The organism is Beijerinckiaceae bacterium (assembly GCA_004564215.1).
GTDB lineage: Bacteria > Pseudomonadota > Alphaproteobacteria > Rhizobiales > Beijerinckiaceae > Methylocapsa.
Genome location: CP024846.1, coordinates 2,160,276 through 2,172,254, shown reverse-complemented (window position 1 = coordinate 2,172,254; position 11,979 = coordinate 2,160,276). Strand labels below are relative to the sequence as shown.

Sequence of the window (11,979 nt, the reverse complement as noted above, 5' to 3'; positions counted from 1 at the left end):
CGCTGTCTGACGCGGCGCAAACGGCGTCGATCGGGCAAAAGCCCGAATCGCCCGATATTGAGACGGCCAACCGGACGCGTAAAGGAAAATCGCCCGACGGCGCGCTTAGGGCGCCTTCGGTTGATTTCTCAATCGCGCCTTCACGGCCCGAATCGCCTCGATCAAGACCGGGGGGGCCAAGTATTTGATGGTGTTTGAAATTTTGTCGTATTGGGTTCGAGTGAGCGGTTTGAAGAACTGCGTTGTATGAAAAAGCGTCGTCTCTCCGGCCGCGCATCCATTGGTATAAAAATATGCTGCCGCCGACCGCCTGGTCCTTCCGTTCGGCGCATCGACCGGATTTGGATGACCGTGCAAGCTTTTTGACGATTGGGCGAACAAGATGGAGCGGCCAAAAATCGGCTGGATCTCGGCCATGCATTTTTGCTCGTCCATGCTCCACAATTCCAGCGCCCCGCCATAGCAAGGCAGCCAGTCCTTGTTGAGATAGGTGATGAACACTAGGCGATTTTCGAGCTTGGTGACCGAATGCTGATTGAAGTCGGTGTGGAGCTCAAACCGGCCACCGCTTGGTATTTCGTGCAGGCCTCCACTGGTGAGCCCAGGGTCTGGAATCAGACCCTCGATGCCGGTGATCCGCTGCAGGAAGTCGAAGAAGGCCCCAGAGTAGATTGTATTGAAATAGAGCTGTGCCGCGGTGCCCAGCCGGCAATTGGCCTTGGTCGCGATTTTTTTTTCATTGATATTATTATAGCGACGAAGCTGTTCAGGTCGCAGATCGTCAAATTCGGCGGCCATGATCTCCAGGAGAACCGGCGAAAATAATCCGTCGAAGACGATATGCGGGAACGGTTTATTGTGCCGAAAAATGTCTCTCAATTCGTCGATTCTATTCGACGTGAAAAAGGCCTCGTTCAAAATTTCACTGAATCCCAGCGTCCGGCCGCCTATGGAAAAGTAGTCTTGCAACTGCCGCCCGTCGTCGATCGAACGAGTTTGCAACATAAAATGATCTCTGTGATTGACCAAATGAGGACTATGGGAGCCTTCTCAGTCACATATCCGCAAATCGCAGTCGGTGCTAAACTTCACACCCCGGCCACTAAATCACCGGATTTGTGACATTCAGCCGAACACGAAACTCTCGCGCGATCAACTGACGATTATTGTCAGGCACTGAGCCGACGACAAACGGAGTACCCGCGAGATTCGCGCTTAAAGTTTACGGCGCACAAACGCGCTCAATTTACGAAATGCGTCGACTATGACCGGCGGCGTTACATATTTGACGGCAGATGCGAGTCTTTCCCGTTGGGACAAAGAGATGGGCGTGGGAAAGAGCGTACTGTGATAATTCCTGCTCTCCCCGTCGGACCGGCCATTGCTGTAGTAATAGGCGGCGGCGGAGCGCCGCGAACGTCCATCCGGCGCCTTGACCGGGTTCGGATGACCGTGGAGGCTTTTAGAGGAATGGGCGATGAGGGCCGACCGCCCAAAGGTCGGGAGAATTTCCGTCACGCATTTCTTTTTCTCCATGCTCCATAGTTCCAACGTCCCGCCGTAGGAAGGCAGCCAGTCCTTGTTGAGATAAGTGATGAAGACCAAGCGCGTGTCGAGTTTCGTGACCTCATGCTGGTTGAAATCGAGGTGCAACGAGAACTTCCCGCCAGTCCGAATCTCATGCATCCCGCCGCTTGCAAGCGCAGGGTCGGGAACGAGGCCTGGAATGCCCGTGATTCGCTGAATGAAATCGACGAAGAGACTGGAATGGATGATGTCGAAATATAACTGCGTTGCGTGGCCGAACCGCACGTTTGGCCGTGACGCGAGCTTACGTTCATTCTTGGTGTCGTAACGCGTCCAATCATTCCATTTGACGCTGTCGAATTCCGAATACATCAGCTCCAGGAGGAGCGGAGAGAACAGGCCTTCGAATTCGATATGCGGAAAGGGCACATTCCGCGTGAAGATCTTGTTGAGCTCCTTCACCTTCTCGGGAACGAAAAACGTCTCGTTCAAAATCTTGTCGAGAGAGAGCGTTCGACCGCCGAGGACGACATGATCCTCTCGCCGCTTGTCGTCAGACCAAACAGATGGCAGCACTGAAAAAACTCGGGGGATTATGTTGTGGCAGGGCGAAAGCCAGGACTATCGCTCCGCCCGCAAATACCACTATGCAGTTCGAAAGCTTATTCCAAGCCTAACAATAACAATTTTCGACATGAGACTGCTACATTTTCGCCAATAACCGTTCCACCCGGACCAAAATCCCCAAAGACACTCAAGCTGTAGCTAAAAAAACAGCCAGCTGACCGCACCAAACAACGGCAGCAGGATCACGCTCGACCAAGCCATGTAGGGGAAAAAGCCGGGCATTCGAATGCCGGCCCGCCGCGCAATCGCATAGACCATGAAATTCGGCGCATTGCCGATGTAGGTGTTGGCGCCGAGAAAAACCGCCCCGAGCGAAATGGCCGCCAGGGTCCTGGCAAGCGGCCCCATGAGCAGTGACGGATCCCCGCCGGCAAGCTGAAAAAACACCAGATAGGTCGGGGCGTTGTCCAAAAAGGACGAGAGAAGCCCGGTCGCCCAGAAGTAAACGACGTTGTTCGCGGTCCCATCTGCATGGGTCAAGATAGGAATCATCAGGGAAAATAGGCCGTTCGTGCCGGCCCGAAGCATCGCCATCACCGGAATGATGCAAATAAAAATGCCGGCAAATAGATAGGCGACCTCCCGGATCGGCTCCCATTCAAAACCGTTGGCGGCACGCAGAGTTGGACTCGTCAAATACAGCGATGCAACCCCGACAAAAACCATCGTGAATTCGCGGACGAGGTTCTGCAATTCGATTCGTGCTCCGAGCACGTCGAAGCCTATGCCTGGATGCCAGATGCCGCTGCCGACGATCGCAAGGACCGCGATGCCAATCAATCCGACGTTCACAAGCCCGTTCACCCGAAGGCCCGTTTGTTCACGGGGCGGATTCTTTTCGCGCCGATAAAGAAACGAGTCGATGACGAAAAAGACAAGAAGCAGCACGCCGACGGCGAACAGCGCTTCAAGCCACAAATTACGCGCCGTCCAAAAGAAATCGATCCCTTGCAGAAAGCCGAGGAAAAGAGGTGGGTCGCCGAGCGGCGTTAGCACTCCCCCGATATTGGAAACTAGGAAGATAAAGAAAACCACGACATGGGCATTGAACCGGCGGCCGCTGTTGGCAACGATCAGCGGGCGGATCAAGATCATCGAGGCGCCGGTTGTGCCAACGATGCTGGCGATGCCAGCCCCAAATGCCAGGATCAGCGTATTGGCGACCGGCGAACCATTGAGTCTACCTTCGACCACAATGCCTCCCGCCGCTGTGAACAGGGCAAAGAGCATGAGGATGAAGGGCAGATATTCGAGCGCCATGCTGTGCACAACGCCGGCCGCGGTCGCGGAAAACCCCTCGACCGCGACAAGGCCGGAAATCGCCGCGACCGCCCAAAAGGCAGCCGCCTTCTCGTAATGGATGTGCCACCATTCCTTGACGACGAGCGGGCCGAGCGCGATCGACAGGAGCATCCCAGCAAACGGCAAAGCAAGGGGCCATGAAAGCTGCGCGCCATCGAGCGAGGGCGACGCCACCGCCGAAGTCGCCATCGTCATCGAGAAAACCGCAGCCAAACCCACGCCTTTTGTCAGAGAAGATATCATGGGGGCGGTTGTCTCCAGGGGTGGGTCGCATATGGCTCTACAATTGAGCGATAGGCCCATCAAGGTCCAGCCGTTTTGGTGCAAATCGGCAAAGGCGCCGCGATCCATGCCCGCGTTCGAAACTTACGTCCGACTGGCACGTTTTACGCCGGTGCTTTAGCATGCACCTCAAATTGCGATGGCTCGCCGTTTCGGCGAGCGCCGAAAGGGGTCAAAATGCAGCTTGGCGTCATTGGCCTCGGCCGGATGGGAAGCAATATCGCGCGGCGCCTCCACCGGGCCGGACAGCATTGCGTGGTCTACAACCGGACCCAACAGCCGGTTGCCGAACTTGCCGCCGAGGGCCTGACGCCAGCCTCGGACATCTCGGATCTTGTCAAGAAACTCGATCCTCCACGGGCGATTTGGATCATGCTTCCCGCCGGCGCCGTTACCGAAGCCATGCTCGATCGCGTGAGCGCTCTGTTGAGCAGTGGAGACATTCTGATCGATGGCGGCAATACATTTTACAAAGACGACATAAGGCGGGCCAAAGCCCTTGCGGCGAAAAACATCGCCTATGTCGATGTCGGAACCTCCGGCGGGATCTGGGGCCTCGAGCGCGGCTATTGCATGATGATCGGCGGCACTGACACCGCAGTCGATCATCTCGATCCGATTTTCCAAGCCCTCGCGCCAGGCCTCGGCTCGATTGCCAGGACGCCCGGCCGGCAGGATCAAGATCCAAGAGCCGAGCGCGGCTATATCCATGCCGGTCCCGCGGGCGCTGGCCATTTCGTGAAAATGATTCACAATGGCATCGAATATGGTCTGATGCAGGCCTACGCCGAGGGGTTCGGCATTTTGAAGGGCAAGGCCGAGTCTGCCCTTCCCGAAAGCGAGCGGTTCACGCTTAATCTTGCCGACATCGCCGAAGTCTGGCGGCGCGGGAGTGTCATCTCGTCATGGCTACTTGATCTTAGTGCGATGGCACTTGCGGAAGACCCCGCGCTTGCGAATTTCACCGGCGCGGTCGAAGATTCCGGCGAGGGTCGCTGGACCGTCGATGCGGCCATCGAAGAAGCCGTGCCGGCCAATGTCCTTGCCGCTTCGCTGTTCGCGCGGTTTCGCTCCCGCGAGCAACATACATTCGGGGAAAAGCTGCTGTCGGCGATGCGTTTCAAATTCGGCGGTCATGTCGAACGCTCCGCAGACACTCCGCCGCATAGGTAGCGCGGGATGGAAATTGGCCTTTGAACTTCCATAACGGCCCCTTCGCGACAAAGATCATAAGATGACCCCAGTACCGATCCTCGACGTCGCAGATGACCCCGAGTCCATGGCGAACCGCGTCGCAGCTTGGCTTGTCACCTTTATCGCGCAGGCCTCCGGCGCCGTCGGCCTCGGCCTCTCCGGCGGTTCGACGCCGAAACGGGTTTATGAGCTTCTTGGCGGCCCCGATTTTTCCCCGCGCATCGATTGGGGAAAAATTCATCTCTTCTGGGGCGATGAACGTTTTGTGCCGGCAACGGATCGTGACAGCAATTATCGGATGGCGTGGGAAGCCTTGATCCAGTACGTGCCGATTCCGCCCGCACAGGTTCACCCGATTCCCACCGATTGCGCTTCGCCGGAAGAAGCGGCGGCACTGTATGAGAAGGTCTTGCAGGACTTCTATGGCAGCCGAACGCTCGATCCCGACCGGCCCCTGTTTGGTGTCAATTTGCTCGGTCTCGGCGAGGATGGACACACCGCCTCGCTTTTTCCCGGCACCGTGGCCCTGGAGGAACGGAAGGCCTGGGTGACTTCGATCCGCGGGGCGAAGCCGGAACCGCGCATTTCGCTCACTTATCCGGCACTGGAATCGAGCCGAATCATTTTGTTTCTGGTGTCAGGGCCCCAAAAACGAGAGATTCTCGGCCGCGTGCTCGCCGGTGACCAAAGTCTGCCCGCGGCTCGGCTCGCGACGCGGGGCGCTATCCGCATCTTCGCAGACCGCGCGGCGGCGCCGGGCCGATAATCATAAATCCCGGTCGCTTAAGCCGGCCGAGCGAAAGCTTTACGGCAAGCCTTGCGGTTTTTCGCACAGACCTTTGCCGTATTCTCCCGATTTAGTGCGGAAACCGCGATTGCGCCCTTGGCTGACCGCGTGGTTCCGCTTGGAGAGGAAAGCCAATGGACACAGGTCCCGCGCGTTAATTTTTCTCCTGGGAGGTGTACGGGTTGCGGCTGCGGGAATATGTGACACTTGTTTTTGCGACGGGCGCCTTGATGGCCCTGTCCAGCCGCCTCACATTGGCCGGACCGGAGCATGAAGATTATCAGTCGCCGGCGTTCGACTGCCTGCAAGGGCGTTCCCGGGCCCCCCGCCCGACCCCTCCCCCCAGTCGGGCGCTGCCTGCCCAGCAGCCCGCAAGAGGCAAATGCGCATCCCTAGCCTGCCCAGGGGTTGTGCTTCTCGGCGTCGGCTTCTGATTGAGGGAACGGCCTTGCATTTCCCTTGTCATTGCGTATAAGGCGCAGTTCCGAACCGCCCGGCTGATAAGGGCTGCCGTGGCGGTTCTTTCGCTTGTTTCGAATTCGTTCGAAACGCGAGCGGTCCCAATGGTCCGCTCGGTCGACACATTTTCGGGCGCGAGACGCCTGACGGAGACTTAAGCAAAATGCCCAAACTGAAAACCAAATCGGGCGCCAAGAAGCGCTTCAAGATCACCGCCACCGGCAAGGTGATCTATGCGCAACGCGGCAAACGCCACGGCATGATCAAACGGACCAATAAGCAGATTCGGAATCTGCGCGGCACCAATGTGATGTTCAAAAGCGATGGCGACAACATCATAAAATTCTTTCTGCCCAACGGCTGAAAGCGCGCTTCATCCTTTGTCCATTTCAGCATAAATCCGGAGTTCAGCCATGGCACGCGTCAAACGCGGCGTCACCTCGCACGCCAAGCACAAGAAGACACTGAAGGCCGCCACAGGTTTTTATGGTCGCCGCAAGAATACCATCCGCGCCGCGAAGGCCGCCGTCGACCGTTCGATGCAATATGCGACGCGCGACCGGCGCGTCAAAAAGCGGGTTTTCCGGGCCTTATGGATTCAACGTCTGAATGCAGCGGTGCGCGAACTCGGCCTCACCTATTCGCGCTTCATCGATGGCCTTGCCAAAGCCGGCATCGAGATCGATCGCAAGGTTCTTGCCGAACTCGCGATCAGCGAGCCCGAGGCCTTCAAAGCGATCGTCGAAAAGGCGAAGGGCGCTCTTCCCGCGCGGGCCTAAGCCCGCGCCGCGAAATGCTCAGCGCAGGCGCGTACGGCCTGGCACGACGCTGAACGCGAGCCTTTTGCTTTTACCCTGCGCGTGCTCGGCCGTTCCGCTGTGGCGCCAATGCCCGTGCCGCGCATGATGCGTAGAACTATGGTGTCGCGCCCAGCCATGCCGGCTCGCGTGGCGCCGCCCATGGCGGCCCTTGTCAACGGTTTCGTTTGAAGCTGCCGCCGTGGCAACCGAGTCTTCGGAGTTCTCGACGTTGGCCTCCGCGGCATCCTGGTTATCCGTGCCTGCGCCGACCGAACGATGCCCGCGGGCGACAGGTCCAAACAATGCCAGGCACTGGTTATAGGCGTCCGCCGCCTGGATTTTTTCGCAATCATTGATGCCGCGCGGAGCGGCTTGCGAAATCGCAGGGACCGCGACGAAGGCGGCTGCGAAAATGACGGGCATGATGGATCGCAAGGCTTTATCCTCTGAGGGTCGCGCCGGTTTTTTTGGTGACCTCCGCGATGATCTTGCCAGCGACGGCATCGATCTCGGCTTCGGTCAGGGTTTTTTCGCGCGGTTGCAGTGTGACAGATATGGCGACCGATTTCTTACCTTCGGGTATGCCCTTGCCTTCATAGACGTCGAAAACGCCGACATCCGAGACGAGCGCGCGCTCGCCCGCTTGGGCGGCTTTCAAAATATCGGCCGCCTTCACGAAACGATCGACCACGAAAGCAAAGTCGCGCTGCACGGGCATGAGCTCCGAAAATTCGAGCTTCGGTTTTGCCTTTGTCGGCTTCGATTTCGGCGCCGGTATGTCATTGAGGATAATTTCAAAGCCGACGACCGGTCCCTCTGCGCCAATGGCCTCAAGATGGCGCGGATGGAGCTCTCCAAACGCACCGATGACATTTTTTGGCCCAAATTGCAGGGTCCCCGAGCGGCCCGGATGAAACCAGTCCGGGCCTCCGGAGACGGTCTGCAAACCACTGGTCGGAACGCCGAGCGACGCAAGAAGCGCCAAGGCGTCGGCCTTGGCATCAAAAATATCGACGTCGGCCGGAGCAGCCGACCAATGCCGCCCGGTTCCCATCTGTTTCGCCCTGCCGCGTCGGATTGCACTGGCGGCGATCCGCTGATCGTTTTCGCCATCGCCCAAAAAAATTTGCCCGACTTCGAACAGCGCGACGTCCCCATGACCGCGGTCGGCATTGCGTTGAGCCGCCGCGATCAGCCCCGGCAGCAGGCTCGGCCGCATGTCCGATAGCTCGGGGGCGATCGGATTTGCGAGCGCCACAGACGGCGCGCCGCCACCAAATAACAGGGCCCGCTGATGCGAAACAAACGACCAGGTAACCGCCTCAACAAGGCCATTGGCGGCGAGCGCCCGTTTGGCGTTTCCCACCCGCTTTTGCAGCAGGGTCAAGACTGCAGCCGCGACCTGATCCGAAGCGCGCGGCAACGGCCGCGCCGCGACACGCTCGAGACCGGCGATCCGCACGATCTCCTCGACAAGATCGGCCTTGCCCTCGATGTCGGGCCGGAACGAGGGGACTTTTACGACGACCTCGTCGCTGTTGCCGGCGAAATTGGCCAGCTCGAACCCGAGATGTTCGAGAATGCCGGCCATCTCGGAAGTTTCGAGATCGAGCCCGGTCAATCGCTTCACTTCGCTCCAGGGAAAGACCACGCGTTTATCGGGCTGCGGCACTTTTCCCGCAACGACCGGCGTCGAGGCGACGCCGCCGCAAAGCTCGATCACGAGCCGCGTCGCAAGTTCCAATCCGGGCAGACAGAACGCCGGATCGACACCCCGTTCAAACCGGTAACGCGCATCCGAATTGATGCCAAGGCGCCGGCCGCTTCGCGCAATATTCACTTCGTCCCATAATGCCGCTTCGATCAGCACATCGGTCGTCGATTCATCGCACCCCGAGGCTTGGCCCCCCATGATTCCGGCGAGTGATTCAACGCCCGAATCATCCGCGATCACCAAAACATCCGGATCGAGCGTATAGGTCCGGCCATCAAGCGCGACGAGGGTCTCCCCCTCCCGCGCGCGGCGGACGACGATATTGCCCTCGACCTTATTTGCATCGAACACGTGAAGCGGGCGGGCGCGATCGAAGGTCAGGTAATTGGTGATGTCGACAAGCGCATTGATCGGCCGCAGCCCAATCGCCTTGAGCCGCTTTTGCATCCAGTCGGGGCTTTGTCCATTGCGAACGCCGCGCACCTGGCGCAACGCGAAGACCGGTGCCAGATGCGCATCGGCCGGCGCCAAATCGAGCCTGACTTGGCGAGGACAGGGAAATTTGCTTTCGACCGGCTTGATGGGCCGATCCTTGAACTTGCCGAGCCCCGCTGCCGCGAGATCGCGGGCGATGCCGTGCACCCCCGCCGCATCGGGACGATTAGGCAGGAGATTGATTTCAATCACCGGGTCATCGAGATGCGCCCATTGCGCATAAGCCACGCCGACCGGCGCCGCGTCGGGCAAATCGAGAATCCCGTCATGATCGTCGGATAATTCAAGTTCGGCGCCCGAACAGAGCATGCCGTTGGATTCGACGCCGCGAATGACGCCCTTGGCGAGCGTGATCTTCTTGCCGGGGATATGGGCCCCCGGCGCAGCAAACACCGATTTCATGCCGGTGCGGGCATTGGGCGCGCCGCAAACGACCTGCACCGGGGCCTCCCCGCCGGTATCGACGAGACAAACCCGCAGCCGATCGGCGTTGGGATGAGGCTTGGCTTCGACCACGCGAGCGACGACAAAATCCTTGAGCGCGAGAGCCTTATCCTCGACATGCTCAACTTCGAGGCCGATCTTGGTCAGCGTCGCGATCATTTCATCGAGGGTGGCGTCGGTCTCGATATGGTCCTTCAGCCAGGAGACAGTGAATTTCATTGCATTTCCAAAAAAGCGTCAAAACCCGGAGCGACAAAAGGTATTTTGTCCGGCCCGGTCAATGGTCTTTGCCGTTTCTAGAGGTTTTCTTAGCCGGCGGGAAATTCCCGAATCCAAATTGAACGAAGATTTTTCAAGCGATCCGGAACGGTGAATGGAGGCAAACATTCCGGCACAATCCTCCCGAAAGCTTCCGGCACCCCAGCCCTCCGGCTGTGGCCAGCGTAGGTATCCCGCGCATTCGCACTTGCGGCGAGGCGACTTTGCCGGCAAAGGTCAAATATCATTCTTTGCGAAGGATCGGATCATGTCCCGCACCTGGAGACCTGCGGTCGCAGCGACCCTCAAAGCCAAGCTTTTGCCGATCGCCGTGGTTTTGAGCTTTTGCGGCCCGGCACGGGCGGCAGATTATACGCCCGTTCCCGCCGGCGAAGATTTGGCTATCGTTGGAGTTCCATGCCGGGCCGGCGGGCCGTTCTGGGGACCGATTCTCCCCACGGCCGAACAATTGCCCTGGGCGTCGGTCTGGCTCGGCCATTTCTCCGGCGGGCGCCCCTATATCGATGTTTACGGCCAAGCCCTCGTCGATTGGCGTGAGGAAAAGCTCTGTTTCCCGTCGCGCGCGATCTGTCTGGACTGGATTCGGGAGATGCGCCGCGCCTTCCATCGGCCGGAGGGCTTTTGGACCTGTCTCCTGCTGCGCTGATCAATCAGCCGGTGCGCCGGGGACCGATCGGCCCTATATTTCAGGCAACCGTGTTTGGAGACCGTCAATGTTCGATGTCCTGAAGAATTTCATCGCCGAGGTCACCGGCGCGGACGCGGCCTCGCGAAATTTCGGCGAGGAGGATTACCGGCTCGCGGCGGTGGCCTTGCTGGTCCATGTCGCCAATGCCGATGGGAAGACCGACCTTGCCGAACGCCGCCGGCTGATGACGATCATCGAGGAGCGCTTTGGCCTGGATGCGAAGGCTGCGGCTGAGCTGGTGACACTCGCCGAACAGAGCGATCGCGAAGCCGTTGATTTCTATCGCTTCACCAGCATTCTGAAACGCGCTCTCGACGACGCCGGGCGGCAAAAGATCGTGGAGATGATGTGGGATATCGCATTCGCCGACGGCGTGGTCCATGAATTCGAAGAAAACACCATCTGGCGTGTCGCCGAACTTCTCAACGTTACAAACCGGGATAGGGTCTTGATGCGCCAACGCGTCGCCGGGCAAACGTCGGCCGAGACCAAAGTGGTCAATCCCTGGACGGCGGCGAAAGCATAAGCGTGAGCGAGGCCAATCTCCACCCGGAGAGCCAATCGCCGACCCGAGGCGTTACCCTTGTCACTGGCGCCTCAGGCGGGATTGGCGCCGATCTCGCCCGCGTTTTCGCCCGCCACGGTCACGATCTTGCCCTTGCGGCACGAAGCGGTGACAAGCTCGCGGCGCTGGCGGACGAAATCGCAGCGAGTGGTCGACCGCGGCCTTTGACCTTGGTCCTTGATCTTGCCCTACCGGGAGCAGCCCTCGAAATCGCGCGTCGGCTGGATGCCGCCGGCGCCACCCCCAATATTCTCGTGAACAATGCCGGTTTCGGCCTCGCCGGTCCGGTTGCCGACCTCGACCCGGCGGAACAACTCGAAATTATCGATCTCAACATTCAAGCGCTGGTCGGGCTGACTTTGCATTTTCTGCCGGCCCTCCGCTCTACTGGCGGCAAGATCCTGAACGTCGCGTCGGTGGCTGGCTATTTTCCCGGCGGCCCTGGGATGGCCATCTATTACGCCTCGAAATCTTTTGTTCTCTCCTTCAGTCTTGCCCTTTCGAAGGAGTTGCAGGGTCAGGGCGTCACTGTGACAGCCCTGTGTCCGGGCTATACAAAAACCGATTTTCAAGCCCGCGCCGGTTTTGGCCCGGGTATGCAGCTGGCGCTGGTTCCAAGTTCCACCGCCATGGAGGTCGCCGAAGCCGGCTACGCCGGGCTGCTCGCCGGACGGCGCGAGATCGTGCCGGGTTTATTTAACAAACTCAGCATATTGTCAGCGCGGTTTTTGCCAAAGTCGATAAGTTTGGCTATTATTTCGCGTATGCAGCAAAATCGAATCGGGCGCGCTTAGGGCGCGGCTGGTCCCAAAAAAT

At 59.0% G+C, this 11,979-nt stretch carries 12 protein-coding genes; 7 read left to right on the top strand and 5 right to left on the bottom strand.

The window, feature by feature from the left end; translation table 11 throughout:
- Nucleotides 1-105: 105 nt before the first annotated feature.
- From CU048_10160 to CU048_10150, 3 genes are all read right to left on the bottom strand, one after another.
- On the bottom strand, nt 106-1,005 hold the full coding sequence (locus tag CU048_10160; GenBank protein QBR71582.1) for a hypothetical protein: 900 nt from the start codon (nt 1,003-1,005) through the stop codon (nt 106-108).
- Nucleotides 1,006-1,215: 210 nt separating this feature from the next.
- Nucleotides 1,216-2,124 carry a hypothetical protein gene (locus CU048_10155; protein ID QBR71581.1) on the bottom strand — a complete coding sequence of 303 codons (909 nt, stop codon included), beginning with the start codon at nt 2,122-2,124 and terminating at the stop codon, nt 1,216-1,218.
- Between the two features lie 168 nt (nt 2,125-2,292).
- Entirely contained in the window at nt 2,293-3,651 is a 1,359-nt protein-coding gene (locus CU048_10150) for a sodium:proton antiporter (protein ID QBR72835.1), read from the bottom strand.
- 264 nt (nt 3,652-3,915) lie between these two features.
- Here CU048_10150 and gnd point away from each other — a divergent pair, with 264 nt between their 5' ends.
- From gnd to CU048_10130, 4 genes are all read left to right on the top strand, one after another.
- A complete protein-coding gene (gene gnd / locus CU048_10145) occupies nt 3,916-4,911 on the top strand; it encodes a 6-phosphogluconate dehydrogenase (decarboxylating) (protein QBR71580.1) in 996 nt (331 codons plus the stop codon).
- Nucleotides 4,912-4,972: 61 nt separating this feature from the next.
- Nucleotides 4,973-5,698, top strand: coding sequence for a 6-phosphogluconolactonase (gene pgl / locus CU048_10140; protein QBR71579.1), 726 nt, complete (start codon nt 4,973-4,975; stop codon nt 5,696-5,698).
- A gap of 643 nt (nt 5,699-6,341) precedes the next feature.
- Nucleotides 6,342-6,542: a 50S ribosomal protein L35 gene (locus tag CU048_10135; protein QBR71578.1), complete on the top strand. Its 201-nt coding sequence runs from the start codon at nt 6,342-6,344 to the stop codon at nt 6,540-6,542.
- Nucleotides 6,543-6,591: 49 nt separating this feature from the next.
- Nucleotides 6,592-6,957 carry a 50S ribosomal protein L20 gene (locus tag CU048_10130; GenBank protein ID QBR71577.1) on the top strand — a complete coding sequence of 122 codons (366 nt, stop codon included), beginning with the start codon at nt 6,592-6,594 and terminating at the stop codon, nt 6,955-6,957.
- Between the two features lie 18 nt (nt 6,958-6,975).
- Here CU048_10130 and CU048_10125 read toward each other — a convergent pair whose 3' ends face one another.
- Nucleotides 6,976-7,401, bottom strand: a complete 426-nt coding sequence (locus CU048_10125) for a hypothetical protein (GenBank protein ID QBR71576.1) — start codon at nt 7,399-7,401, stop codon at nt 6,976-6,978.
- 16 nt (nt 7,402-7,417) lie between these two features.
- The gene (locus tag CU048_10120; protein QBR71575.1) at nt 7,418-9,850 is read right to left on the bottom strand and encodes a phenylalanine--tRNA ligase subunit beta; all 2,433 of its coding nucleotides are present in this window, start codon (nt 9,848-9,850) and stop codon (nt 7,418-7,420) included.
- A gap of 154 nt (nt 9,851-10,004) precedes the next feature.
- Here CU048_10120 and CU048_10115 point away from each other — a divergent pair, with 154 nt between their 5' ends.
- From CU048_10115 to CU048_10105, 3 genes are all read left to right on the top strand, one after another.
- Nucleotides 10,005-10,556, top strand: coding sequence for a hypothetical protein (locus CU048_10115; protein QBR71574.1), 552 nt, complete (start codon nt 10,005-10,007; stop codon nt 10,554-10,556).
- A gap of 67 nt (nt 10,557-10,623) precedes the next feature.
- The gene (locus CU048_10110; protein ID QBR71573.1) at nt 10,624-11,124 is read left to right on the top strand and encodes a hypothetical protein; all 501 of its coding nucleotides are present in this window, start codon (nt 10,624-10,626) and stop codon (nt 11,122-11,124) included.
- A 2-nt stretch (nt 11,125-11,126) separates the two neighbouring features.
- Complete coding sequence (locus CU048_10105) at nt 11,127-11,957, top strand: short-chain dehydrogenase (protein QBR71572.1); 831 nt, start codon at nt 11,127-11,129, stop codon at nt 11,955-11,957.
- The last annotated feature ends 22 nt before the right edge of the window (nt 11,958-11,979 follow it).

What these genes read in the sequence shown, in the direction of transcription:
- CU048_10160 (QBR71582.1), bottom strand. Translation starts at nt 1,005, where the DNA reads ATGTTGCAAACTCGTTCGATCGACGACGGGCGGCAGTTGCAAGACTAC.
- CU048_10130 (QBR71577.1), top strand. Translation starts at nt 6,592, where the DNA reads ATGGCACGCGTCAAACGCGGCGTCACCTCGCACGCCAAGCACAAGAAG.
- gnd (QBR71580.1), top strand. Translation starts at nt 3,916, where the DNA reads ATGCAGCTTGGCGTCATTGGCCTCGGCCGGATGGGAAGCAATATCGCG.
- CU048_10120 (QBR71575.1), bottom strand. Translation starts at nt 9,850, where the DNA reads ATGAAATTCACTGTCTCCTGGCTGAAGGACCATATCGAGACCGACGCC.
- CU048_10115 (QBR71574.1), top strand. Translation starts at nt 10,005, where the DNA reads ATGGAGGCAAACATTCCGGCACAATCCTCCCGAAAGCTTCCGGCACCC.
- CU048_10150 (QBR72835.1), bottom strand. Translation starts at nt 3,651, where the DNA reads ATGACGATGGCGACTTCGGCGGTGGCGTCGCCCTCGCTCGATGGCGCG.
- CU048_10125 (QBR71576.1), bottom strand. Translation starts at nt 7,401, where the DNA reads ATGCCCGTCATTTTCGCAGCCGCCTTCGTCGCGGTCCCTGCGATTTCG.
- CU048_10135 (QBR71578.1), top strand. Translation starts at nt 6,342, where the DNA reads ATGCCCAAACTGAAAACCAAATCGGGCGCCAAGAAGCGCTTCAAGATC.
- CU048_10110 (QBR71573.1), top strand. Translation starts at nt 10,624, where the DNA reads ATGTTCGATGTCCTGAAGAATTTCATCGCCGAGGTCACCGGCGCGGAC.
- pgl (QBR71579.1), top strand. Translation starts at nt 4,973, where the DNA reads ATGACCCCAGTACCGATCCTCGACGTCGCAGATGACCCCGAGTCCATG.